This is a genomic window from Yoonia tamlensis (genome assembly GCF_900115105.1).
Lineage (GTDB): Bacteria > Pseudomonadota > Alphaproteobacteria > Rhodobacterales > Rhodobacteraceae > Yoonia > Yoonia tamlensis.
Genome location: NZ_FOYP01000003.1, coordinates 172,076 through 197,488, shown reverse-complemented (window position 1 = coordinate 197,488; position 25,413 = coordinate 172,076). Strand labels below are relative to the sequence as shown.

Here is a 25,413-nt window from a genome sequence, read left to right as displayed (position 1 = left end):
GGGATTAGTCCGCCGCCGCCCGGCCTTTGAGGGCAACAATGCCTTTGGGCCGGAACTGAATAAAGAGAATGATGAACAGGATCATATAGGTCTGCGCCGCCAGCGTATTGGACGGGTTCAGCCATTCGATGCCCTTTTGCAGGAAACCAATCAGCGACGCACCCGCAAGCGTGCCCCAAACGTTGCCGACGCCGCCGACAACCACGGTCATAAACGATTGCACAATATAATCGGCGCCCATTTCTGACGTGACCTTGGCGTAAAGCCCAATCGCAACACCCGCGATCCCCGCGATCCCCGACCCAAGCCCGAAGGTCAGCATATTGATCCGGTCGGGATTGATCCCCATGGATGCGGCCATGCCGGGGTTTTGGGTGACTGCGCGGACTTCTAGCCCCAGACGGGTGCGTTTGAGAACGAAAAGGATCAAGAACAAGAAGATCACCGCCAGAACAAAAATCGCAATGCGGATATAGCTGATCTGCACGACATCGTTGAATACCAGCGCCCCATCAAGCCACGCAGGCGATGTCAGCGGGCGGGCTTGGGTGCCGAAAATATTCTTGGCCAGTTGTTGCAGCGCGATCGAAATCCCGAAGGTCGCAAGCAGTGTCTCTAGCGGGCGGTGGTACAGATGCCGGATCACCAGCCGTTCCATCGCGACACCTGCTGCGAATGTCACGGCAAACGCCAGTGGCAGCGCGATGATGATCGACGCGGTGTAATTGGGGATGAACAATTGCACGACATAGCCCGTATAGGCACCCATCATGATAAATTCGCCATGTGCCATGTTGATCACGCCCATGACGCCGAATGTGATGGCCAGTCCAATCGCTGCAAGGAAATAGATCGACGCCAGCGACAGCGCGTCCAAGGTCAAATCGGCAGCTTGGCCAACGGCAACGCGCGTTTCTACCGAGGCAAGCGCCGCTTGCGCCGCATCTGTGATGGCGCTGTCGGCCTCATCATAGGTTTCAAAGAAGACATAGCCCGCAAGCGCGGCATCGCGGTCACCGGTGGTGACAAGCGGGGGTACGGTGCCAGCATCGGCAAGCTGCGCATAGGCGCGGGCACGGTTTTCCAATGTGTGCAATTGCACAAGCGGCATGTCCCCGACGCGGCCGCCGGTAATGTTTTCAGACAGCGCAGATTTGATTGCCTCTTGCGATGTAACTGGCGCGGCCAAACCGGCATCGACCAGCAACGCATAGGCGGCATCAAGCGACATATCGGCGCCCGGTGTCAGGACGCGCGCGATGTTCGCATCGGTGGGTAGCTCGGCGGCCATGTCTGGGCTAGTCGTCAGGATCTGGTTCAGCACAGCGCGGGCTTCAACGCTGACATCGGTCGCCAGACTGTCAATCGCGGCGATCCGGTCGGCGGCTTCATCCGCAAAACTGGCAGATAGGAAATTGGCGAGCTGGATTTTGCGGGCTTTCAGCGTCGCATCGACCTCGCCTGCAATTGATCCAAGCAATGGCGCAAGCTGGTCCGGCTCGGGGCGGCGCGCGATGGATGCAACGGCGGTGGTGCGGCGGGTCAGGTCGGGGTCCATCAGCTGGAACTGGACCAGCGCCGTGCCAATCACGCGGCGCACGCCGCCGTTCGGTTTCAGCTGGGTAAATCCTGCGGCTGGGGCGGTCGATTGTTCGCCGCTATCAATGTCGGTCAGCGTAAGTGTGTCGCCATCCTCTGTGGCGATAAAGAACAGGCCTTCGGGGCCTTGCCACACGTTCTTTTCCTGCCACTGTTCGAGGAATGTCGCGACTTGCGGGATGCCAGAGCCTGCCAGATCATCCAGCACGATACCGACGCTTTGACGACCGGGGTCCGCGACCTCTTGGGCGTGCGATTGTAGCAGATTCTGGAGATCTTGGGCCTGCGCGGCGGGCGAAAACCCCAACAGCATGGCAAGCAGAACAAAAACGCGGGTCATGGAGAGGCTTTCGGAAACTGGACAAAGGACAGGCGCGGAATTTCTCCCGCGCCTGAAACATTCAGATTAGTAGTTTGAAGTCAGCTGAACGCATGTCTGGGTTTCGGTGTTGTACATACCGCAACCAAGTGTCTGCCAATCAGAAGTCAGTACGGCTGATTCTGGCAGATAGTCTGTCCATGCATCGCCGGGAACTTCGGTAGTCTGGCTGATGATGTCGAACTGACCGTCAGCTTGGATTTCGCCGATCAGAACAGGCTTCGCCAAGTGGTGGTTTGGCAGCATTACCGCTGTACCGCCTGTCAGGTTCGGGAATTCCTGACCGTACATTGCTTCGCGTACTGCGTCGACGTCAGTTGTGCCTGCAGCTTCGACCGCGTTAACCCACATGTTGAAACCGATATAATGGGCTTCCATCGGGTCGTTGGTCACACGGTCTTCGCCTGCAAAGGCTTTCCATGCGGCGATGAATTCGTCGTTTGCTTCGCTTTCAGCTGACTGGAAATAGTTCCATGCAGCCAAGTGACCAACAAGGTTGGACGTGTCCAGACCGGACAGCTCTTCTTCACCAACCGAGAAGGCAACAACAGGGATGTCGTCGGCAGAAACGCCAGCCGCAGCCAGTTCTTTGTAGAAGCCGATGTTCGCATCACCGTTGATGGTTGAAATCACGCCGACCTGTTTGCCATCTTCGCCAAGCGCCACAACGTCGGCAACAATTGTTGCCCAGTCAGAATGACCGAAAGGTGTGTAGTTCACAAAGATATCTTCGGGCGCAATACCGTTGTCGATCAGGTAAGCCTCAAGAATATTGTTGGTTGTACGTGGGTAAACGTAGTCAGTGCCCAGCAGCGCGAATTTCTCGACGCCCAGCTCTTCAAGGAAGTAATCCGTCGCAGGGATCGCTTGCTGGTTCGGGGCGGCACCTGTGTAGAACACGTTACGCGAAGATTCTTCGCCTTCGTATTGCACAGGGTAGAACAGCAGGCCGTTCAGTTCTTCGATCACAGGCAGCACGGATTTACGTGAAACCGATGTCCAGTTGCCGAAAATCACGTCGACCTCGGAAACGGTCAGCAGTTCGCGGGCTTTTTCAGCAAACAGTGGCCAGTCAGATGCAGGGTCAACGACCACAGCTTCGATTTCACAGCCCAACAGGCCGCCAGCGGCGTTTTGCTGTTCGATCAGCATCAGCATCGCGTCTTTGAGCGTGGTTTCGGAAATGGCCATAGAGCCGGAAAGCGAATGCAGAACGCCAACTTTGATCGGATCGGCGCAATCAGCGGCGGCGATGGATGTGCTTGCCAGCAGTGCGGCCAATGCGGATGCGCCAAGTTTTTTAGAATAGGTCATCGAAACAATTTCCCCGTTTCGTTGTTGTGTCTGCCGTTCACAAGGCAACAGCCAAATGGTAAGCAGATCCCACAACAGTGTTGTTGTAGTCGCGCGGCGGGTGGTTTCTGCCAGGAAGGCCCACTGCGCGGCGATGAATGTCAGTAACCGACGTCCATTTGAGTAGGTCGTGTTGCGGCAAGAGTCCCCGTTGCAGCGGGTGCAAGCGCAGCAATTTTGGGTAAACGCCAGAATATGCGACACACCTTCGCGCAAATGCATATTAATTAGGCGATTGGGGAATTGATCGCAAAATGATTCCGAAACGGCATAGCGTTTCGCGGCAACAGGCAAGGCGCAACAGCGTTAAGCTTTAGGTTGAAGTCGACGTCCGCGTGTCACCCAAAGGTTGCAGTCCAAGCAGAAACAAGGCGCGGCATCTGGCTGCGCTTGTAGCTGAACAACCCGACATCATTGCCATCAATTGCAATCGCAAACGTGCTGCCTTCGCCCATGGGTTCATCCAGACAGGTCAATCGCGGGCTGTCTTGTTTGGGCAAAAGCGCGCGGTGGCGTTTGCGGAATTCAACGACCTGTGTGCTCCAAAGCGCGTCAAGCGTAGCAACGTCGCCGACAGTTTTCACCACATCGCCGTTTGAAACATAGATATAGGCGGTCAGATCGGCGGCGTTCGCAGCTAGATACCGTTCGATAAGAGCGACAGGTTTTTCATCAAGATCAATATGCCACAAGGATGCCAGACCACTGGCCGGCAGGCCGGCATCTGCGCTGGTACCAAAGGGCTGCGCAGGAAGGCTGCGCACTGTCACGCGGTTCGCCGAGGCACAAAGCAAAAGCATCAGGTCGCCCGCGGCCTGCAATGTTTCCGCATCATCGCGCGAAAGCACCTTGCCAATGACGCTGGCCGCTTCTGGCAGGTTGCCCGACACATCAATAAACCCGCGCAAACGGCGCCCGGCGACGATCATGCTGACATTCACGTCATCAATGCTGAACACCAAGGTACGTTCCAGAACCGTCGCATCAATTTCGGTCAATACCGCAGCAAGCGGGGCAGGCGCCCCACCTTGCGCAATGACACGTGTACCGCCGACATAGGCGTCATCGTCGGACAAAAGCGCGGCAAGCTTGGTGGTGATTGTAGACGTGTCGCTCACGGTTGCGGCCTATGTTCGTTTTGAAAGGGTTGCATTATCATACGCCCGTGCTCAGCTTTTCAAGAAGCGGTTGCGCCTCTGCCAGAAACGCATTGATATCCAGATCATTGCTGCTCACGCAGCACAAAACGTCGTTTGGTTCGGCTTTGGCGCGCAAGAAAATGCGGATTTGGCCACGGCTGGCGACAACCGCGCTCGCACTCGGGACGGTGCCAAGAAACTGACGGCGCTTTGTGCCCATGGTTAGCGCCGCCTCGGCGCATAGGTTATCCAGCCCTTCGCGCGGTAGCGAAGTCGCAGAGTTAGTCACAAGAATCATCTGAGTCGATAGATCAGCAAAGGCGATCGTATCGCAGGCCGCGAATTTTTCTTGCAATACATCTAGATCGTCAACAACCATGAATTCTGGCCCAATATTTTTGCGTTGATAACATGCTGACTACGCCAAAGAGGCCATGTGTGAAAGCCCATCCCGCAGTTACGGTCGTATTACGTGATCGGTCCCGGCGTCGCAGGCATTGTGCCAGCGGGTGCCGCTTTTGGGCGCTCACGCTTGGGGGCGTCCTTGTTTAGCGGGCGATCAACGCGACGCGGCGTGACAGCGGCAAGCTTTAGCGCGGGCACTTCGGTTCCGTTGGGAATGTTGTAAAGCGGAACTTCAGAACGCGCGGCGAGTTTGCTGAGCGTTTCGATTGCGCCAATCAGATGTTCAACAAACGGACCTGCGCCGCTGGCATCCCAGCGATCAAAATCTTCGCCAGCATCAAGCGCTTGCAACAGCGAGATCGGAAAGGTCGCTGCAAACTGGCCAGCGGTTTCACGGCGCACACGCTTAAACACGCGAAGCCGGTCTTTTTCGGTGGTCAATTTGTCAAAGCGGGTGATCAGAAGAATGGAATTCTTGCGCACCGCATCTGGCATCGCGTCCCAAACCGACGCCTCTGACTGCCGCCATGCTTGGGTTGCATGCGTCAGCCAGATCACCGCGTCCACTTCGGGCAGCATCCGTTCCCAAATGTCTGACGACATATTGGGGTCGGAAATGCCGGGAAAGTCGATCAAATCGCAGGCGTCAAGAATATCGCATTCCAGTTCGATCCGGATGCACATTGTTTCCTCGACGGGGATGCCGACCAACCGGTCAAGCGAAACAGGTTCGGTGCTGCCATCAACATCAACCCGGTAAGGCGCGCCGTTGCCATAGGTCATCCAGACCGGCGACAGCCGCGTTGCGGTGACTTTCTCTGGCAGTGGCCGTGACCCCATCAACAGGTTTGACAGGGTACTTTTGCCCGCAGAAAATTCCCCCATCAGGGCGATGCGCGGTTTTCGGCTTTGCGTTTTTTCGGACATCAGGCATCTCCTTTGGCATGGGCGGCGGTGCTATCGCTTAGCTCTTCAAAGATATAGTCAAAGATTTCTTCGCGTTCTTGCTGGGCCGTAATACCAAAGATTTCCTTAAGATCTTCTTTGTTGAGATTTGATTTTTCACTGATATCCGTCAGGAAACCACGCTGTTCTGCCAGAAAATCGCGCAATTCCGTTTCGGCCAGATTGCGGATCTCGGCGGCTTGCCGCACTTTGAGTTCGTCAACAATCGGGGCGGTTTCGGCTTCGATCAGGTCATAAAAACCGCTGGCAAATGCGCGGTAACCCTTGCGCCGGCTCCACCAGCCTTTCCACCATGATGTCTGCAGATCAAGCGCGATCGTCTGGCCCAATTGCACGGGGGCAGGGATTTCAGGTGCGGCGGGCGGTGTGATCGAAAAGTTATCGACCGAAACACCAAATGCCGTGCGATATGTATCGGCCAGATCGGCGGAGGCGGCGGCAAAGACCTGATCGCAGGTCGACGACACATTGCGGCGCATCACCTGATAGCTGGTACGCAACAACATCCGAAGCCCATCGGGGCTATACTGCCAGACCTCTTGTTCGCCTTTGCTTTCAAGGTGTTGCAGCAGTGATTCAAGCGCGCGGTCGAGGAACCGTTTGTGCGACTGGTCAATCCGCGATGAAAATTGCTGGAACACAATATCCATCCGGTCACTCAGGAATTTCTGGTTGTCGGCCTCAAGCTTGTCGAGATGCGCAATAAGCTGGTCATGCGGCATGACATCAACAGAATCGCCATCAAGACGCATTGACACCATCGCCGAAGAGGCGCGCACGCCGCCTACAAGGTTCAACGCGCGTTTGCGTGAGGCGGCAAGAATTTCGGTGCCGGGCCCTTCGGAAATGCGGTCGGACAGGGCGCGGTAAAGCTGCGGAACGCCCGACAGATGCCAGACCAGTTCGTTGATCTCCATGCCCGCGGTTTCCGCGCTAAGCGATGCTTCGGCCCAGTTGAACATGGCTTCGGCGCTTTCGGCGACAATATCATCAAGCGTTTCACCCAAGGCGATATTGGCCCAATAGGCACTCCCGAAAATCAGTTCAGGGTTTTCGGGGCCGTTATTATCCTTGAGCGTCTGCAGAATGCTGTCGCGGATTTCAGGGACCTGTTCGGCGGGGTTCGACAATTCGTCGATACGGTTCACAAAGATGATTACTTCACGCGATTTGACGTTGGCGATCAGGCGGATCAGCCCCATATCCATCGAACTCAACGCCTGATGCGCCGACAAGACCACGACACAAATCCGGCTTTCGCGCAGCGCGTTGATGGTGATCTGTTCACGCATCATAAATGTGTCGTTCACGCCAGGCGTGTCACGGATGCACAGCGGCATCGGGATCGATTTTGCGCTAAGGTACAGGTCAGCGGATTTTGTAATATCGGCAAACCGGCCCTGCTGGTCTTCCTCGTCGAGATCTTCGAAATCGTCGCCCATACAAACGTATCGCTGCACAAGATCGTCGGTCAATTCGGCGTAGCTGTGTTTTTGGCCCAGCAACAATTCAAACTTGCGGCCCAAACGCGCTTTGGTTTTGTCGCGCATTTCAGAAATCTGGGCGCGCACCTTTTCAAGTTCCTCATCGGCACCAGCGCGGCTGGACAATTCACCGATTCGGCCACCGTTTTCAATCAGATGGTCCCATTCGCCTTGGCTAAAGAACTGGAAAGAGGCGGTCGGCGCGTCGTTTGCCATCGGCGCATTGAGGTGCAAAGAGGTCACAACAGAGGTCCAAGGGTTCACATCGGCGGGCAACAAATTGGGGCGCCCCACCATCGCATTTACCAGCGATGTCTTGCCCGATTTGATCTGGCCAATCATCGTAATGCTGGGTTCAAATGCACGTAACTGTTTGATTAGCCTTGTAGATTTCTTTTCGGCGTCTGCGCCGCCCAGTTTGACAACGTCAGCAAGTGTCGCTTCCAGATCGACAACTTCGTCATGAAACTCTTCGAGTTTTTCTAGCCCAAGTCGCATGAAAGGGTGGTGCGCTGCCGGGACTTTGTAACCATCCCCTTTTGTCAGCTCTTCCATCTTCATTCTCGTTTGTCCTCAATAGTCGTCTTGGCTACCACCCATATCAGTTGATACCCTCTTCGCCAAATCACGAGGCTATCACTGGTTTATTGCGATAATGGAAACAGAGCGGTGCAAACCAAATAAGGCACTTATCTTAACGCTTTGACAAGGGTCGCACCACGTCAGGCAGCTAAATCGGCCTGCAACTCGTGCTTGATTTGCAACAATAGGCTCAACGCGTCTATTGCGGCACCATCATTTTTTTCCATTTGCATGAGCTGGACAAGGTCGGCTGCATCAAAGGACATGTCGCGTGTCTGCTGAAGCGCCTTGTCTGACGCGTCACCGTTTTCGTTCAGGTAATCGCATACCCACATGACCTGATCCGAAGCGTGCGCGATGATTTCACCCGGTGCACCATCGTCCGCATTTGCGACAATCTGAGCAAGGATTTTGCTTTGCTCGGCAATGTAGGCAAGCGCGGTTTCATATGCGCTGCGTGTGTCGGGGTGAAGCGTCACAACCGAAGCAGCAGCGTTCGCGGACGAAGCGGCGGTGCTTTGTGCAACGGACAATTCGACCGAATGATTTGTCGCAACCGGCGCGGCGGCTTCTTTTTCGGCGGGTTGGCTGGCGGCGGTTTTGTCATTGCCCGCAAGGATTTCCGCATTTTGAACCAGCAAGATGTCGCCCATATCGACGAAAGATTGCCGACCCTGATCAACTACCTTCAACACCGCACCAATCAGCGCGGTACCGCCGCTGCTGCGCATTTTTTCCTTGTCAACGGTGCCATCGGCCCCGCGCGAGGCAAGCGCATCCAGCGTCGCAATGGGCAATACATGATTGAATTCATCGCCGGCGGCCTTGCGCACGGCGGTCATTGCGATGTCCAGCTTGCCGGCTGCCGCAATCTGGTCGGCATGGGTGAGCATCAAGAACGCATGGTCTTTGATAATGTCGGGCATTTGCGCCCAGATCGCCTGTTCGCTGGGCACATAGCCTTTGGTGCACCACATTGCGACTTCACACCGTTTGGCAGCCCATTGGCTGGACGCGCTAAGCGCCTCGGGGTCGGCGGGGGATGCCACATCAAGCACCGAAATTTTCTTGAGCGCCGGCAGCGGGATGCGCAGTTCAACAAATGTTGGCTTTACCGCGATGATCTTGAGAACATCGACCGTCTCGAATGTTGTCTTATCCCCAAAGTGATCAAGCGTTTTCTTGGTGCCGTCTTCTAGCGTGCAGATCGCTTGGGTCGTGTCGCCATAGGTAAGCTGCACGGTGGGCAAATTCACGTTTTCAGGGATGACTTTGCTACCGACTAACAGATTCAGAATCCGCGATTTTCCGGAATTTTGCATACCCATAAGGGCAATCCGAACCGGCTGGTCAAGACGTCCGGCAAGCTGCATCGCGCGCTTGTGGGCCGCATCAGGAAGCAGGCCGCTTGCGACAGCCTGCTTGAGTTCTTCGTGCACGCGCATAGCGAGAGATTGATTCGACATTATTTGCCTCCGGCGGCTATCTTAGCCTGAGGCGCAGCCTCTTCAACCTCCTGTTTGGTTGTATCATCCAGTTGGGCGATTGGTTTCACCTCTTTGATGATTGGTTTCGCGTCTTTCTGAACCGGTTTTGCGTCGCCAGTTTCAGCTGCGTTTTCGGGCAGGACGTCTGCATTTGCGGCTTCTTCGTGCTTTGATTCCACGCTCACAACGCGGGTCACGGACGATGCGTGGGTTTCCACATGGCCGGCCGGTTTTGCGCGGATTGCGCGGATGACCGGTTTGTTGTGGTTCAGCTTGATCACTGCAAACGACACGTTGTCCTGATCCGGATCTGCAAGTGTCTCAATCGCTTCCAAAAGATAGCCTGCGATCTCGGCGCTTTTGCGGCGACGGTAGCGGTGCAGAATTTTTTGGATATGTGCTTCTTCAAGGTACTGAAGCCCGTCGCTCGAGACGACAACAATATCACCGACCTGAAGCTCAAACGGTTTCTTGGGGCAGTCGGATTTTGCAACGCGGTCGCCAAGGATAACAGAGGTCAGACAGTTGCGGTCCGGATGGTTCTTGCCCGACTCGGGGTCCAAAAGGCCCGATTTCACCATAAAGTCGATCTGCGGCGCCATCGAATGGTCTTCGTTGAGCTGCTTAATCTTGCCGCCACGCATGTGATAAAGCGGTGAATCCCCGATCGACATCCAGAACATCCGGTTTTCGATCAGCACCAATGACACAAGCGTCGCGCCCATACCGCGTGTTTCAGGGTGGGCTTTGACATGTTCGCGCACGACATTGTTGGCGTTTACCGCGGCAGATGTCAGATATTGCGGAATTTCACTTTCGAAATCGGTGAAATTCGCGCTTTGAAACTTAAGCTCACTAAAGACTTCGGTAACAACGATTTTGCTGGCGACATCGCCCGCAGCATGTCCGCCCATACCATCAGCAAGAACCACAACGCCTGTATCCGCCCCAAAGGGAAAATCACTGACAATTGCGTCCTCTTGATAGTCGCGGCCGCCTTGCACAATTGCCGAAGCAACGTCAAAGCGTGGTTCAGGCGATCGCCACATCTTCGTCCTCCCCGGATGCGCCGTTAGTCCAGTTGAAATTCTTGTCACACAGGCTAACAAAGCGAAGCACAGTTTCGCCCAGGCGAATAACATCGCCGGATTTCAGTACTTCATTACTAATAAGCGGCTTGTCGTTTAGGCGAACGATATTTGATTTCCCCCCATGACCAAGCAAGAATTCGCTGGTCTCGGTATCAAATACGATCGCTGCGTGGTTCGACCGCGAAATGGAATTATCGCCAAAATCAAGCTTGACGGCCTGATCTTCGCCGCGCCCGATTTGTGACATGCCTGACGCAAGCGAGAAACATTCGCCACGACCCGGGCCATCGGCAACAACAACCCAGCCAACAGGGAATTTAGCGCGCATGGCGGGCGGTGCTTTGGGGGCATCGGGTGTCGGGGCGTCGTCAAACAGGCCAACGACATCACCGTCGGATTTTTCGAACCCGATCAGACGGGTTTTTGTGCGGCGCGCCCGTGCAGGCGAACGTGAAGCAGCGGCAGATGCCTCTGCGGGGGCCGGTGAAGGCAGATCAGGTGCGGTTTCGGGCAGGGCGCTCGATCCGCCGGTGTCTTCTACGTCCCAGATGTTTGTCGCTTCGGGCTTTGGGGCCGCAACTTTGTTGTTTACTGAGGACAAGATATCGGTGACCGCCTGTTCGTCGGCATCACTGTGAATTGAACCGACGGTATCGCGGTACGATTGTTCAAGTGAATCGACTCCAGCGGGGCGGCGGGAGGAATCATCGCGCCGTTTTTTGCCAATGAGATTACGAAGAAATTTCATTTCATCTACCTTCCAATTTAGTGCCCGGCAGCGCGCGGCTGCCAGGTTGATTAGTCATTAGCGCCAGAATAAATCAGCGAGGCAACCCACATGCTGCCTTCGCGCTGGACGGCAAACATGAACTGCTCAACGTCGTTATCCAGCTCTCGGTTAAAGATATCCGTTAGTGATTCACGCTCGGTGACGGTTTCTGATGTGGGAATATATGACACCACAACATCGCCCGGCTGCAAGCCACCTGAAAGTTCGGACGGCATTTCGGCCACGACTGTCCGCCAGGCGTCATCTGCAAATGTGGTTTTGAAACGCACACCGTTCGACAGTGTCAGCTCTTGCGCGACGGGCAGGGCCCATTGATGTGACGCTGTCGCACCATCAGCGCTGCGTGTGCCGAATGTCGCGTTGACCGAACCAGGGATGTCCTGCCCGTCCATTGATGCGCGCAGCGCGGCAGGAATGCCGGCAATCGCATCGACTTCAACGCCGTTCACGCTGGTGATTTCCAGACCGGGTTCAACCCAGATCGGCGAAATAAGGCCAATTTCGGAAATCACGTTCGACGTCGCATCGGCCGCAGCGAATGGCAGGCTGACGGTCCATTCGGAATCAACATAGGACGGCTTCAGCTCGTTGCCGGGCACAATCGCGTCAATCGCACCGTCAAGCACCGCGCCGACCGCGTCGATTGCTTCGGGTGAATCGGGCAGCGCAACATCTGCAATTTCGCTGTCACCCACCGGACGCGGGTCGGTTTGACCGGCGAGTTCGGCGCTGACTTCGGGGTCTGTCGCAGTTGGCTGCGGCGTTTCGACCGGCTCGGGGAGCAGCTCTTCGATTGCTGCAAGTTCAACGCTTTCAGGGCGTGTAGTCGGGCGCAATACAGGAGCGTCAACAATGACCGGACCGTCAACGATGACAGGGGCCACGGCTTCTGGCGTCTCTTCATCGGCGACAGATGCCGTTTCGACTGCAGGTGCCGTTTCTTCGACGATAACCGGACCTGTTTCGGTACTTGCAGCTTCTTCGACGACGGGCGCTTCTTCAACTGCGGGTGCCGTTTCTTCGGCTACAACAGCGGTTTCTTCGGCGGGTGCCGTTTCTTCGACGATCACCGGCGCAGGTTCTGCGACTGCCGGTTGCGCGTCTGGCGTGACGCTTTCGGTGGCAGGTGCGGGGGTTTCAACCACAGGATCGGTTGCGACCTCGGTTGTTTCTGTCGTGGCTGCGATTTCTGTGACCGGGGCATCGTCGCCGCCCGTCATTGTCATCACACCGACGCCAGCCAAAATCGCAACAACCGCTGCAGAACCCAGCAGGATTGGCAGCTTTGATTTTGCAGCAGTTTCGCCTGCTGTTGCCGCAGGTGCAGCTGTTGACGCAGCTGCGACGTTCAGCGGCGTCACATTGCCCTGTTTGCCATCAATGATATCAAGCCAGTCCTGCGCGGATTGCAGGCGGTCTTTTGGCAAAACGGCCAAAGCCGTGTCGAGCGCTTCAAGGAAGCGGTCTTCGTAATCGGGGAACCGGCCAGCGAGTTTGACATATGGATCAGCATCGCCCGATGCGATTGCGGCAAGCCGTGCCTGACTGTTTGGCGGCACTTCACCGTTAATCAGGTGATAGAAGCTCGCGGCAAGCGCATATAGGTCGCTGCTTGGGCTTTGTTCGGAGCCGGCAATATAGAATTCTTGTGGCGAATAGCCGTCTTTGACCACGCGCAACGCAGAAAGCACGCGGCTTTGCTTTGTTGCTTCTTCGCGTGCGGCACCAAAGTCGATCAAGACCGGATGGAATGACTTGTTGATCAAGATATTGTCCGGCGAAATGTCGCGGTGCAGGATGCCTTGATCGTGGATAAAGCCAACCGCGCTTAGCACTTCTTTCAAGATGACCTTGATTTGCGCCGGTGTCAGATTGTCGTTGGGGTCTTCGATCGTATCAAGCAGATCGCGACCCTCGACAAAATCAAGCGCCATATAGGCAGTGTCATTGTCTTCGAATACCTGATGCACGCCGACGATATTGGGGTGGCTCAGCTTGGCTAGACTGCGTGCTTCTTGCACAAACAGCCGCACAATTGATTTCAGCTCGTTTTGGTGGGCGCGCGAACGGGCCTGCACGACATAACGGCTGCGGCGGCAAAATGCGCCGGGGAAACATTCTTTGATCACGATCTTACGATCGAGGCTGTCCTTGGCGAGATACGTGATCCCAAAGCCGCCTGCATTCAGGAAGCTTTCGATCGTGTATTGGCCGTGCATCAGTTTTGTGCCCGGCTTTAGCTCGTCCACAAAGCTGTCTTTTTCGTCCAAGGTTTCTGTCTCTTGCGCCTTCGCCATCTTACTTCCAGCTTTCAAACTTCACTGCCCACACGGATTTCCCGTTGGCTCATCTCGTCTTTCTCATTCAAATTAGGCCAAAAAGTGACGCTAACCTGTTGTTTACCGATTCTTAATCTTTGCGAAATCCTCAGATTGTCGCCAAATCAGTCTATAGCTTCAGCGGTTTTCCGCCTAACACCACCTGCTTACACTGATAAAAGGTGCTTTTCGTCCAGATTTGTGAGCGATGCCAGTGGGCTGCTAAAAAAATAGTCAAATTCTTTTCGACAGTGACGTATTTCCACCAATGTGATGCCGGGAAGCGTCACTTTGGCGCGGTGACTTTCGCGAATTCAGAGAATCACCTGCTGATTCTTGGTTAACAAGTACTTGGAAACTCTGTGACACCGCGCAAGAATCGCTCTTGCTGCCAAATGCGCAGCGGTGCACGATCCCGCGACGACCTTGGGGGCAGAAATATGGCGCGTGTTTTCATCAATGGATTTGGGCGAATCGGTCGTACTTTGTTGCGAGCTTGGACCGCCGGAAAATGGCCGGAAATCGAGATCGTCGGCATAAACGATATCGCCGCGGGCGACCTATGCGCCCATCTGTTCGCTTATGACAGTGTATTTGGCCCCTACCAAGGGCAAGCCGCATATGTGGACGGTGCATTGGTTCTGGATGGCCGGTCGATTCCCCTAGCGCGCACCGATGATGTCAGCACATTGGACCTGTCGGGGGTTGATATCTTGCTGGAATGTACGGGCAAGGCCGACCAGCCAGATATAGCCAGCCGCGGCTTGCGCGCAGGCGCTGGGCGGGTGTTGATCTCGGGGCCGTCGGCTGCTGCTGCGTTAACCTTGGTGCTGGGTGCGAACGACCATCTGCTGGCTGACCAGAAAATTGTATCCAACGCGTCATGCACGACCAATGCGCTCGCGCCATTGGTGCGGCTATTGGATGATACATGGGGGCTGAAAACGGGGTGGATGACGACGATCCACTGTTACACCGGAAGCCAGCCGACAATTGATGCGCCGCGCGGTGATATGTTGCGCAGCCGGGCGGCGGGGCTGTCGATGGTGCCAACCACAACTTCGGCACAGCATCTTTTGAACGCGGTGCTGCCCGACATTGCAGGCAGGATCGAAGCGGCGGCCGTGCGCGTGCCTGTGGCATCTGTTTCGGCGGTGGATTTGACCGTGACACTGGGCAAACACGTCACGCTGGATGAGGTGCATGCATTGTTCCGCGCGCAGACGGGCGTGATCGGATGCACCGATAAACCGCTGGTGTCTTCCGATTTGCGTGCGCGCCCCGAAAGCCTGATTGTGGCACTGCCCGAAACCCGCGTGACGGCAGGCGGGTTGGTGCGCGTGTTTGGCTGGTACGATAACGAATGGGGATTTTCGTGCCGGATGCTTGATGTTGCGCAGATCATGACTACCTAGCGACGACAACATGCCGCGCGCCGTGCTGCATGGGCCTTCCCCTTTGCGCGCGTTCACGTTAAGTTCCATGAATCCGGCAAAGGGCGCCTCATGACATCAATTATATCCATCAAGAACCTGCGCAAAGCTTACCCTGGCGGTTTTGAGGCGCTCAAAGGCGTTAACCTTGAAATCGAACAGGGTGAAATTCTTGCGCTGCTTGGCCCGAACGGGGCGGGGAAAACGACGCTGATTTCCACGGTCTGCGGTATTACTGTGCCGACAGGCGGATCGATCACGGTTGGCGGGTTTGATACGATCACCCAATACCGCGCCACGCGCGATCTGATCGGGCTTGTCCCGCAAGAGATCAACCTTGAGCCGTTCGAAACCGTGTTCAACTCGGTCAGCTTTTCGCGCGGGCTATTCGGCAAGCCGCGCAATGACGCATATATCAACCGTATTCTGGATCAGCTGTCGCTGGGCGATAAGAAAAACAGCAAGATCATGGCGCTGTCAGGCGGGATGAAACGCCGCGTGCTGATCGCCAAGGCATTGGCGCATGAACCGCGTGTGCTATTCCTTGACGAACCCACCGCCGGTGTGGATGTCGAATTGCGCAAGGATATGTGGGAAATTGTTGCGGGGCTGAAGGCGGACGGCGTCACCATCATTCTGACGACACATTACATAGAAGAGGCCGAAGCCATCGCCGACCGTGTTGGCGTGATCAATGGCGGTGAAATTCTGCTGGTGCAGGATAAATCAGAATTGATGGCGCAGATGGGGCAAAAACAGCTGCAGATTGCGATCAGCGATCCGGTGGCTGAAATCCCTGCCGCGCTGTCAGCCTATGCGCTGGAACGTTCCGATGACGGGCTGCGCCTGACCTATACCTATGAAACGACGGGCGAACGCACCGGAATCACGACGCTGCTGAATGATCTGGCCGCTGCGGGGCTGGTCATGACCGATCTGCAAACTAAGCAAAGCAGCCTTGAAGACATCTTTGTTGGGCTCGTAAAGGAAAAATCATGAATATTTACGCAGTCCAGACAATCTATAAGACCGAGATGAAGCGGTTTTTCCGCACGATCACCCAAAGCCTGATTTCGCCGGTACTTTCGACATCGCTCTATTTCATCGTTTTCGGCGCCGCCATTGGCAGCCGCATTGATGAGGTCGAGGGCGTCAGCTATGGCGCGTTTATCGTGCCGGGGCTGATTATGCTGTCGGTGATGACGCAGGCCACATCCAACGCCAGTTTCGGGATATATTTCCCCAAATTCATCGGCACAATCTATGAATTGCTGTCAGCCCCAGTGAATTTCTTGGAAATTGTGCTGGGCTATGTGGGGGCGGCCGCGACCAAGGCGATGTTTATCGGGGTGATCATCCTGATTACGGCATTCTTCTTTGTGGACCTGCATATCGCGCATCCGGTTGCGATGGTCGCCTTTCTGGTGCTGACCTGCCTAAGCTTTTCATTGCTGGGGTTTATCATCGGTATCTGGGCCGGCAATTTTGAGCAGTTGCAACTCATCCCGCTTCTGGTGATCACGCCGCTCGTGTTTTTGGGGGGATCGTTTTATTCGATCTCGATGCTACCGGGCATCTGGCAGACCATCGCCATGTTTAACCCTGTCGTTTATCTGATCTCGGGGTTCCGTTGGGCGTTCTTTGGCACCGCAGATGTGAGCATTGGCATCTCACTTGCCGCAATTGCGCTGTTTACCGGAGGCTGCATGGCGGTGATCTGGTGGATATTCCGCACGGGCTGGCGCATTCGCCAATAGTCTTTGTGAAATCCTGTAATCAGCCTAAGGTCACCCAATGAAACGCTTTATCCCTTTTGTGAAATCTCCGCCCTTTGTTGCCGTGATCCGGCTGCAAGGGGTGATCACCAATAACGGGCGGGGGCTGGACAATCCTGGCCTTGCGCCGCTGATCGAAAAAGCATTTCGTAAAGGCAAACCAGCAGCGGTCGCGCTGGAAATCAACTGCCCAGGCGGATCGCCTGTGCAATCGTCGCTGATCGCGGCGCGTATCCGGCGGCTGGCGGACGAAAAGAAAGTGCCGGTTTTCGCCTTTGTCGAAGATGTCGCCGCATCGGGTGGTTATTGGCTGGCCTGTGCCGCGGATGAAATTTTCGTCGATACATGTTCCATGACCGGATCAATCGGGGTGATCAGCGCGGGCTTTGGCGCGCATGAAGCGATTGCAAATTACGGGGTGGAACGCCGTGTGCACACGGCCGGAAAATCCAAATCCATGATGGACCCGTTCAAGCCCGAAAAAACTGCTGACGTGAAAAAGCTCAAGGGTTGGCTGGATGATATCCACGCAACCTTTATCGCTTATGTCCAATCGCGGCGCGGGCCCAAGCTGTCGGGCAATCCCGACCTGTTCACCGGTGAGGTGTTTATCGGCCAAAAGGGTATCGACGCAGGGCTTGCCGACGGGATCGGGCATCTTGCACCGGTGATGAAACAGCGTTTTGGCGATAAGGTGCAGTTCCGCCGCTATGGGCAAAGGAAATCGCTTTTGTCACGTTTCGGGGCGCAGATTGTCGGTGATACAGTCGGCAGCATCGAAGAACGCGCCGCATTTGCGAGGTTCGGCCTGTGATTATCAAAGGCATCTTTCTATTCCTCGCCTTTATAGGCGTGCTGGGTATTTTCGGGAAATGGCGGTTTCCGGGGCAGCAAAAACTATCTGACGCGAAATGCCCCAATTGCCAACGTTACCGGATCGGTAAAGGCCCGTGCCAATGCCAAAAGTGCCGGCCATGAAGGCGCTGGTGACAGGGGCGGGCGCGCGGCTTGGTCAGGCGATGGCGCTGTATTTGGGGCAGCGTGGCTATGACGTTGCGGTGCATTATGCGCAGTCCAAAGACGGGGCCGCGGAAACGGTTGCGCAGTTGCAGGCAATGGGCCGCAAGGCTGTCGCGTTGCAGGCGGATCTGCTGGATGAGGACGCCGCACAGGCGCTTGTCGGGCGCGCGGTGGATGCGCTGGGCGGGACGCTCACCTGTTTGGTGAACAATGCATCTGTATTTGAATATGACAATCTGACATCTGCCACCCGTGAAAACTGGGACCGGCATATGGGGTCCAATTTGCGCGCGCCATTTGTGTTGACCCAATGTTTTGCCGCCCAAGCCCCGCAAGCGATGCCAGATGCACATGGCGAACCCGTCGCGCAAGCGCTGATTGTGAATATGCTGGACCAGCGGGTGCATAAATTGACGCCCGAATTCATGACCTACACCATCGCGAAAATGGGGCTTTGGGCGATGACCCAAACCACAGCGCAGGCGCTGGCGCCCGATATCCGTGTTAACGGGATTGGGCCTGGGCCAACATTGCGCGGGCAACGCCAGACCCAAGATCACTTTAGCGCGCAGCGCGCGGCGACTATTTTGGGGCGCGGGGCGCATCCTGCGGATATCACCGCGGCGCTTGGTTATTTTCTGGATGCGCCGGCTGTAACAGGGCAAATGATTGCCGTGGACGGGGGGCAGCACCTTGGCTGGCGGACGCCGGATGTGCTGGGCGTTGAGTAGCCTCTGCGTCAAGTTGTGCACTTGGGGCGCAGGGCTGTCACGCAAACGTCATAAAGGGCCTGTCTTACAGGGGGTTAATCAGGAGTAAATAATAATATAGTTAAAAATCAATAACTTGCTGACGCGCCTAATTTTTAGGCAAACCGACGAAGTCTGCTAAATTCAAGGGAAATTTCCACCTCTCTTGGAAATACCCACGGGGTTATCCACAGAAACGGTGGATGCCTTTGCTCTTGTCCCTCCTGCGTTCCCATTGCAGCCGGGGCAGAATCACAGATCAGGGCCCGACATGGATCAAACCACACCGCAACAGACCACAGGCTACGCGCTGATCCACGACTATTTGCGCACGCTGGATTCCTCGCCCGGAGTTTACCGGATGCTCGATGCCGAAAGCCGTGTGCTATATGTCGGCAAGGCACGCAACCTGCGCAACCGTGTCAGCAGCTATGCCCGCCCTGGCAATCATTCGCCGCGGATCGCGCGGATGATCAGCGAAACAGCGTCGATGATGTTTCTGACCACACGCACCGAAACCGAAGCGCTGCTGCTGGAACAAAACCTGATCAAGCAGCTCAAGCCGCGCTATAATGTGCTGCTGCGCGACGATAAATCATTCCCCAATATTCTGGTCACCAATAAACACGCCTATCCGCAGATCAAAAAACATCGCGGCGCTAAAAAGGAAAAGGGTGCCTATTTTGGCCCTTTCGCAAGTGCGGGCGCGGTGAACAGGACGTTGAACCAGTTGCAGCGGGTGTTTTTGCTGCGCAATTGCACCGACACGGAATTCGAAAACCGCACGCGCCCTTGCCTGCAATATCAGATCAAACGCTGTAGCGGCCCCTGTTGTGGCAAGGTGTCAGACGCGGACTATGCGCAAACCGTGCGCGACGCCCAAGAATTCCTGCAAGGTCGCACAAAGCGGATTCAAGAAACCCTTGCCGCCCAGATGCAAGCGGCCTCTGACGCGCTGGAATTTGAGCGCGCCGCCGCCCTTCGCGACCGTATTCAAGCGCTGACCCAAGTGCAATCGGCCCAAGGCATCAACCCGCAAGCAACGCCAGAGGCCGATGTGATCGCCTTGCACACCGATGGCGGGCAGGCCTGCGTGCAGGTGTTTTTCTATCGCGCCAACCAGAACTGGGGAAACCACGATTATTACCCCCGCATCAGCGGCGACGAAGACCTGTCAGAAGTCATGGAAGCCTTTGTCGGCCAGTTCTACGCCAACCGCGAACCTGCAAAGCTTGTGATCTTGTCGCATGGTTTGGACAATGACGAACTGATGGCCGATGCGCTGGCCGAAAAGGCGGGCCGTAAAGTTGAGGTCATCATCCCGCAGCGCGGCGAAAAGGCCGAACTTGTGCATAATGCGCTGCGCAATGCCCGCGAAAGCCTTGCGCGCAAAATGTCGGAAACCGCGACGCAGGCGCGTCTGCTTAAGGGGCTGACAGAGGCCTTTGATCTGGCGAAAATCCCGCAGCGGATCGAGGTCTACGACAACTCGCATATCCAAGGTGCGCATGCCGTCGGCGCGATGGTGGTTGCGGGGCCGGATGGGTTTGAAAAGAACCAGTACCGCAAGTTCAATATTCGCGGTGATACGCTCACCCCTGGTGATGATTTTGGCATGATGAAAGAAGTCATGACCCGCCGCTTTCAACGCCTTCTGAAAGAAGACCCCGACCGTACATCCGGCGCTTGGCCCGATCTGTTGCTGATTGATGGCGGCGCGGGGCAGGTCAGCGCCGTGCGCGAAATTATGGAAACGCTGGGGGTCGGCGATATCGCGATGGTTGGCGTGGCCAAAGGCGAGGACCGCGACGCCGGCAAAGAGGAATTCTACCGCACTGGCCGCCCCGTGATGGCGCTGCGCCACAATGATCCGGTGCTTTATTTCATTCAGCGCATGCGTGACGAGGTCCACCGTTTTGCCATCGGCACCCACCGCGCGAAACGCAGCAAGGCAATCGGGGCCACGCCGCTTGATGATGTGCCAGGCGTCGGGGCGACACGTAAACGCGCGCTCTTGGCGCATTTCGGATCGGCCAAAGCCGTGGCACGCGCCAATCTTGCGGATCTCAAGGCTGTCGTTGGTGTATCGGACGCGCTGGCGCAGGTGATCTATGACTATTTCCACGAAAAGGGCTGATCGCATCTGGGATATGGCCAGCGGCAGAATCGCGGGTTAGATAGAGACATGACAATGAATTTACCCAATATCCTCACCATCCTGCGGCTGGCCGCAGCGCCCGGCGTTGCGATCATGTTTCTTTATTTCAACCGCCCTTGGGCCGATTGGTTTGCGCTGGTTCTATTTGTGAGCGCCGCATTAACCGATTTTCTGGACGGCTATCTTGCGCGGTTGTGGAAACAGGAAAGCAAACTGGGCGCGATGCTGGACCCTATCGCCGATAAGGTGATGGTGATTATCGCGCTTGTGGTGATCACCGGATTTTCGGGCATGAACCCCTATATTCTGCTGCCCGCGACACTGATCATTTTCCGCGAAGTGTTTGTTTCGGGCCTGCGCGAATTTCTGGGCGATACGGCGGGGACGCTGAAGGTCACAAAGCTCGCAAAGTGGAAGACCACCGCGCAAATGGTCGGGATCGCGCTGTTGTTCGCGGCAGGGGCGTTTGAGCATTACTTCGGGATGCAGTCGCTTGCGATGACGTCCGATATGGTGACCGACGCGATTTCAGGCCGCGGACCCGATGAAATGGGGCTGTGGTGGAAATATCAGGGCATGATTGTCAGCAGCTGGGCTGGGATCATCGTGCTATGGGTTGCCGCAGCACTTACGGTTATCACCGGCTGGGATTATTTTAACAAATCGCGCCCCTATCTGCGGGACGATGCGCAATGAATGTCATGTATTTTGCATGGGTGCGCGAACGGATTGGCATGCCGCAAGAACAGATTGAAACGCAAGCCGCGACCGTCGCGGAACTGGTTGCAGAATTGACCGCGCGCGAAGAACGCTATGCCGCTGCCTTTGCGGATATATCGGCGCTGCGTGTGGCCTTGGATCAGGAATTGGCAGAATTTGACGCGCCGCTTTCCGGCGTGCAAGAGGTCGCGTTTTTCCCGCCAATGACAGGTGGTTAGATGATCATCCGCGTCCAGTCAGACCCGTTTGACGTCGGCGCCACGCTGAACAGTTTCGCCCAAGACAGACGTGATATCGGCGCGGTGGTCAGCTTTACCGGTGTGGTGCGCGACACGCAGGACGATCTGCACGAAATGCAGATCGAACATTACCCCGGCATGACCGAATCCGCGATCAAGACCATCGCCCAAGACGCGGTAAGCCGCTGGAGACTGGCGGATATCCTTGTGATCCACCGCTATGGCAACCTGAAACCGGGCGCACCGATCATGATGGTCGCGACCGCAGCGGCGCACCGCGTTGCCGCATTTGAGGCGGCGGATTTCATGATGGACTACCTGAAATCGCGCGCGCCATTCTGGAAAAAGGAAATCACACAGGCCGGCGCAAGCTGGGTTGCGTCAAAAGATGCGGACGAGGACGCGTTAAAACGCTGGTGATGCGACCTTCTTAATCGGATGTTAGGGCCGTCGGGTGCAGTTTGGCGGTGTCTCAACGGAATCGCACCATGCACACTGCCAGTAATGAATTGGATGACCTCGCGCTACGGGATCCACTGAACTATGCAATCGCCAGCCGCGATGCAGATGTCATGGATCTGGTGCGCGATGCGCTTGCCAACGGGCGGGCGCGGCTGGCATTCCAGCCGATCATGACCCGCGAAGACAACCCGAAAATCGCCTTTTACGAAGGGTTGGTGCGGCTTTTGGATGATGCCGGACGGATCATTCCCGCGGCGCATTTTATGCCCTTGATCGAAGAAACGGTCATGGGCCGCCAGATCGACTGTGTGACGCTAGACCTTGCGATCAAGATGTTGATTGCGCAGCCGCAATTGCGGCTTTCGGTCAACCTGTCTGCGCGGTCGATCGGGGATGGGGAATGGCGGCGTATTCTGGATGGCGGGCTGACGCATCGGGCCAACCCCGGGGATCGGCTGATCTTTGAAATCAGCGAAACCTCGGCGATGCTGCTGCCCGAAAACGTGATCCGTTTTATGACCGAAATGCAGCCCAAAGGGGTCGCCTTTGCACTTGACGGGTTTGGTGCAGGCTTCACTGCGTTCCGGCACCTGAAAGACTTCTTTTTTGACCTCGTGAAGATCGACAAAAGCTTTATCCGCGGCATCGACAAGAACGTCGATAATCAGGTTCTGGCAGAGGCGCTGATCACTGTCGCCCGGCAGTTTGAAATGTTCACAATCGCCGACGGGGTTGAAACAGCGCAAGAGGCGGCGTTCTTGGGCGGGCTTGGCGTTGATTGCCTGCAAGGGTACTACTACGGCGTCCCAAAATTCGATCTGTGACCCCAAGTCACCTTGCGCGTCTTGCGTGTAAGTGGCACCGTTGTGGTGACTGACGAAAACCAAGGGGACAGTTTATGACTAATGTTGTTATCGCATCCGCCGCACGTACCGCCGTGGGCAGTTTTGGCGGGGCTTTTGCCAACACGCCAGCACATGATTTGGGCGCCGCCATCCTTGAAGAGGTCGTCGCTCGTGCCGGCATCGACAAGGCCGAAGTGAGCGAAACAATTCTTGGTCAGGTGCTGACCGCTGCGCAGGGGCAAAACCCGGCGCGTCAGGCGCATATCAAAGCGGGGCTGCCAATTGAATCAGCAGCATGGGGCATCAACCAGGTTTGTGGGTCGGGCCTGCGAGCGGTTGCGCTTGGGGCCCAGCACATCCAGCTTGGCGATGCATCAATTGTTGCCGCAGGCGGGCAGGAAAACATGACGCTCAGCGCGCATGCCGCAAATCTGCGCGCCGGACAAAAAATGGGTGACATGCAGTTCATCGACACGATGATCCGCGACGGCCTGTGGGATGCATTCAACAACTACCACATGGGTCAAACTGCTGAAAACGTGGCTGACCAGTGGGGCATCACCCGAGACATGCAGGACACATTCGCTGTTGCCTCGCAAAACAAGGCAGAAGCTGCGCAAAAGGCTGGCAAATTCGCGGATGAAATCGCGGCATTTATCGTAAAAACCCGCAAGGGCGACATCACTGTCGATCAGGACGAATATATCCGTCACGGCGCCACGATGGAAGCCATGCAAAAACTGCGCCCCGCCTTTACACGCGATGGATCTGTGACGGCTGCCAACGCATCCGGCCTGAACGACGGTGCCGCAGCAACTTTGCTGATGTCTGCCGATAACGCAGAAAAACGCGGGATCGAACCGCTTGCCCGTATTGCATCATACGCAACCGCCGGTCTTGACCCGTCGATCATGGGTGTCGGTCCGGTCATGGCCAGCCGCAAGGCGCTTGAAAAGGCGGGCTGGTCCGTCGGTGATCTGGATCTTGTTGAAGCCAACGAAGCATTTGCCGCGCAGGCCTGCGCCGTCAACAAGGACATGGGCTGGGATCCGGCGATTGTAAACGTCAACGGTGGTGCCATTGCGATTGGCCACCCGATTGGTGCGTCCGGTTGCCGTGTGCTGAACACATTGTTGTTCGAAATGAAGCGGCGTGGCGCGAAAAAAGGTCTTGCGACCTTGTGTATTGGTGGCGGTATGGGTGTTGCAATGTGCGTTGAGCGCCCGTAACAATATGTCTGTAACCAATCTGATTGAGCAACAAGATTGCTTCGACAATCTCTGGGAGGAGAACACATGACACGAGTAGCTCTCGTTACAGGCGGATCGCGCGGTATCGGCGCAGCAATTTCAACAGCGTTGAAAGATGCTGGATACACCGTCGCGGCGACCTATGCCGGCAACGATGAAAAAGCCGCAGCCTTTACCGCCGAGACAGGCATCAAGACCTACAAGTGGGATGTCGGCAATTACGAGGCTTGCGCCGCCGGAATTGCACAGGTCGAGGCAGATCTTGGCCCCGTTGATATTCTTGTCAACAACGCGGGCATCACCCGCGACGCCCCGTTCCACAAAATCACGCCAGAGCAGTGGAACGAGGTCATCGACACCAACCTTTCCGGCGTCTTTAACATGACCCACCCTGTGTGGCCGGGCATGCGGGCGCGCAAATTTGGCCGGATCATTACGATCAGTTCGATCAACGGCCAAAAAGGGCAATTTGCACAGGCAAACTATGCTGCGGCAAAGGCGGGTGACATTGGTTTCACCAAAGCATTGGCGCAAGAAGGCGCACGCGCCGGAATTACGGTCAACGTAGTCGCTCCGGGCTATATCAACACCGAAATGATGAGCACCATCCCCGAAAAAGTGATGAACGAGGTGATCCTGCCGCAAATTCCCGTGGGCCGTCTGGGCGAAGCGTCAGAAATTGCGCGCGCGGTTTTGTTCCTTGCATCTGATGACGCAGGGTTTGTGACCGGCTCTACGATTTCGGCGAATGGCGGCCAATATATGGTCTAAGACCGGGAACAGCCAAAAAAAGGGGCCACGTCATTACGGCGTGGCCTTTTTGCGTGTCGGGTGCCGGGTTTCATCTACGCATTCGCGGGGGTGACATCACGTGTCTATTTCCCGGACCTGTGGCGCGTCAAAACGCGCGGCACGCGCCGACAATGGCGAATCTACTTCACCTGCAAGTTCATTAATGTGCGCTTAGCTTTTCGATTTCTTCTTTCAGCAAAAGCTTCTTTTTCTTTAGATGCGCAATTTCAAGATCGTCGGTTGCCGGGCTGCGTTGCATGACCGCGACATGGTCAGAGAGGTTTTGGTGCTTCTTCTTCAGTTCCTGCAGGTGTGAAACCAAGCTCATGATCGTCCTCCTCTATGGGTTGGTAGTATAAATAGTTCAGCACATTTAT

23 protein-coding genes are annotated in these 25,413 nt (G+C 56.0%); 12 read left to right on the top strand and 11 right to left on the bottom strand.

All coding sequences use genetic code 11. The annotated features are described in order from the left end of the window. Window positions 1-4: 4 nt before the first annotated feature. From urtB to BM320_RS15820, 10 genes are all read right to left on the bottom strand, one after another. Window positions 5-1,939: an urea ABC transporter permease subunit UrtB gene (gene urtB / locus BM320_RS15865; RefSeq protein WP_090201777.1), complete on the bottom strand. Its 1,935-nt coding sequence runs from the start codon at window positions 1,937-1,939 to the stop codon at window positions 5-7. Window positions 1,940-2,005: 66 nt separating this feature from the next. After that, the gene (gene urtA, locus BM320_RS15860) at window positions 2,006-3,292 is read right to left on the bottom strand and encodes an urea ABC transporter substrate-binding protein (protein WP_090201831.1); all 1,287 of its coding nucleotides are present in this window, start codon (window positions 3,290-3,292) and stop codon (window positions 2,006-2,008) included. Between the two features lie 377 nt (window positions 3,293-3,669). Beyond that, window positions 3,670-4,449, bottom strand: a complete 780-nt coding sequence (locus BM320_RS15855) for a hypothetical protein (protein WP_090201776.1) — start codon at window positions 4,447-4,449, stop codon at window positions 3,670-3,672. Window positions 4,450-4,486: 37 nt separating this feature from the next. Next, entirely contained in the window at window positions 4,487-4,849 is a 363-nt protein-coding gene (locus BM320_RS15850) for a hypothetical protein (protein WP_090201775.1), read from the bottom strand. Window positions 4,850-4,938: 89 nt separating this feature from the next. Beyond that, window positions 4,939-5,802 carry a dynamin family protein gene (locus BM320_RS15845; protein ID WP_090201774.1) on the bottom strand — a complete coding sequence of 288 codons (864 nt, stop codon included), beginning with the start codon at window positions 5,800-5,802 and terminating at the stop codon, window positions 4,939-4,941. Then, on the bottom strand, window positions 5,802-7,880 hold the full coding sequence (locus tag BM320_RS15840; protein WP_242651083.1) for a dynamin family protein: 2,079 nt from the start codon (window positions 7,878-7,880) through the stop codon (window positions 5,802-5,804). The genes BM320_RS15845 and BM320_RS15840 overlap by 1 nt, the downstream gene beginning before the upstream one ends. Window positions 7,881-8,047: 167 nt before the next feature. Continuing rightward, entirely contained in the window at window positions 8,048-9,373 is a 1,326-nt protein-coding gene (locus tag BM320_RS15835) for a GTPase (protein ID WP_090201772.1), read from the bottom strand. Then, window positions 9,373-10,443, bottom strand: a complete 1,071-nt coding sequence (locus BM320_RS15830; RefSeq protein WP_090201771.1) for a PP2C family protein-serine/threonine phosphatase — start codon at window positions 10,441-10,443, stop codon at window positions 9,373-9,375. Before BM320_RS15830 ends, BM320_RS15835 begins: the two co-directional genes overlap by 1 nt. Further along, window positions 10,427-11,233: an FHA domain-containing protein gene (locus tag BM320_RS15825; protein WP_090201770.1), complete on the bottom strand. Its 807-nt coding sequence runs from the start codon at window positions 11,231-11,233 to the stop codon at window positions 10,427-10,429. Before BM320_RS15825 ends, BM320_RS15830 begins: the two co-directional genes overlap by 17 nt. 50 nt (window positions 11,234-11,283) lie before the next feature. After that, complete coding sequence (locus BM320_RS15820; protein ID WP_090201769.1) at window positions 11,284-13,572, bottom strand: serine/threonine-protein kinase; 2,289 nt, start codon at window positions 13,570-13,572, stop codon at window positions 11,284-11,286. A 461-nt stretch (window positions 13,573-14,033) separates the two neighbouring features. Here BM320_RS15820 and BM320_RS15815 point away from each other — a divergent pair, with 461 nt between their 5' ends. The 12 genes from BM320_RS15815 (at window position 14,034) to phbB (ending at window position 25,015) form a co-directional block, all read left to right on the top strand. Beyond that, window positions 14,034-15,008 carry a type I glyceraldehyde-3-phosphate dehydrogenase gene (locus tag BM320_RS15815; RefSeq protein WP_090201830.1) on the top strand — a complete coding sequence of 325 codons (975 nt, stop codon included), beginning with the start codon at window positions 14,034-14,036 and terminating at the stop codon, window positions 15,006-15,008. 90 nt (window positions 15,009-15,098) lie between these two features. Next, window positions 15,099-16,025 (top strand): ABC transporter ATP-binding protein, encoded by a 927-nt coding sequence (locus BM320_RS15810; protein ID WP_090201768.1) that lies wholly within the window; start codon window positions 15,099-15,101, stop codon window positions 16,023-16,025. Continuing rightward, window positions 16,022-16,783, top strand: a complete 762-nt coding sequence (locus tag BM320_RS15805) for an ABC transporter permease (RefSeq protein ID WP_090201767.1) — start codon at window positions 16,022-16,024, stop codon at window positions 16,781-16,783. The genes BM320_RS15810 and BM320_RS15805 overlap by 4 nt, the downstream gene beginning before the upstream one ends. A gap of 37 nt (window positions 16,784-16,820) precedes the next feature. Further along, window positions 16,821-17,615, top strand: a complete 795-nt coding sequence (locus BM320_RS15800) for a S49 family peptidase (protein WP_090201766.1) — start codon at window positions 16,821-16,823, stop codon at window positions 17,613-17,615. 160 nt (window positions 17,616-17,775) lie between these two features. After that, window positions 17,776-18,552 carry an SDR family oxidoreductase gene (locus BM320_RS15795; protein WP_090201765.1) on the top strand — a complete coding sequence of 259 codons (777 nt, stop codon included), beginning with the start codon at window positions 17,776-17,778 and terminating at the stop codon, window positions 18,550-18,552. Window positions 18,553-18,841: 289 nt separating this feature from the next. Continuing rightward, a complete protein-coding gene (uvrC, locus tag BM320_RS15790; RefSeq protein ID WP_090201764.1) occupies window positions 18,842-20,707 on the top strand; it encodes an excinuclease ABC subunit UvrC in 1,866 nt (621 codons plus the stop codon). Window positions 20,708-20,755: 48 nt separating this feature from the next. Then, entirely contained in the window at window positions 20,756-21,424 is a 669-nt protein-coding gene (pgsA, locus tag BM320_RS15785; protein ID WP_090201763.1) for a CDP-diacylglycerol--glycerol-3-phosphate 3-phosphatidyltransferase, read from the top strand. Beyond that, complete coding sequence (gene moaD, locus BM320_RS15780) at window positions 21,421-21,666, top strand: molybdopterin converting factor subunit 1 (protein WP_090201762.1); 246 nt, start codon at window positions 21,421-21,423, stop codon at window positions 21,664-21,666. The genes pgsA and moaD overlap by 4 nt, the downstream gene beginning before the upstream one ends. Further along, complete coding sequence (locus BM320_RS15775; protein WP_090201761.1) at window positions 21,667-22,107, top strand: molybdenum cofactor biosynthesis protein MoaE; 441 nt, start codon at window positions 21,667-21,669, stop codon at window positions 22,105-22,107. Window positions 22,108-22,175: 68 nt separating this feature from the next. Then, a complete protein-coding gene (locus BM320_RS15770; RefSeq protein ID WP_090201760.1) occupies window positions 22,176-22,973 on the top strand; it encodes an EAL domain-containing protein in 798 nt (265 codons plus the stop codon). Between the two features lie 74 nt (window positions 22,974-23,047). Next, window positions 23,048-24,223 (top strand): acetyl-CoA C-acetyltransferase, encoded by a 1,176-nt coding sequence (locus BM320_RS15765; protein WP_090201759.1) that lies wholly within the window; start codon window positions 23,048-23,050, stop codon window positions 24,221-24,223. Between the two features lie 66 nt (window positions 24,224-24,289). Continuing rightward, window positions 24,290-25,015 carry an acetoacetyl-CoA reductase gene (gene phbB, locus BM320_RS15760; RefSeq protein WP_090201758.1) on the top strand — a complete coding sequence of 242 codons (726 nt, stop codon included), beginning with the start codon at window positions 24,290-24,292 and terminating at the stop codon, window positions 25,013-25,015. Window positions 25,016-25,196: 181 nt separating this feature from the next. Here phbB and BM320_RS15755 read toward each other — a convergent pair whose 3' ends face one another. Beyond that, the gene (locus BM320_RS15755) at window positions 25,197-25,364 is read right to left on the bottom strand and encodes a DUF465 domain-containing protein (RefSeq protein WP_090201757.1); all 168 of its coding nucleotides are present in this window, start codon (window positions 25,362-25,364) and stop codon (window positions 25,197-25,199) included. Window positions 25,365-25,413: the final 49 nt, after the last annotated feature.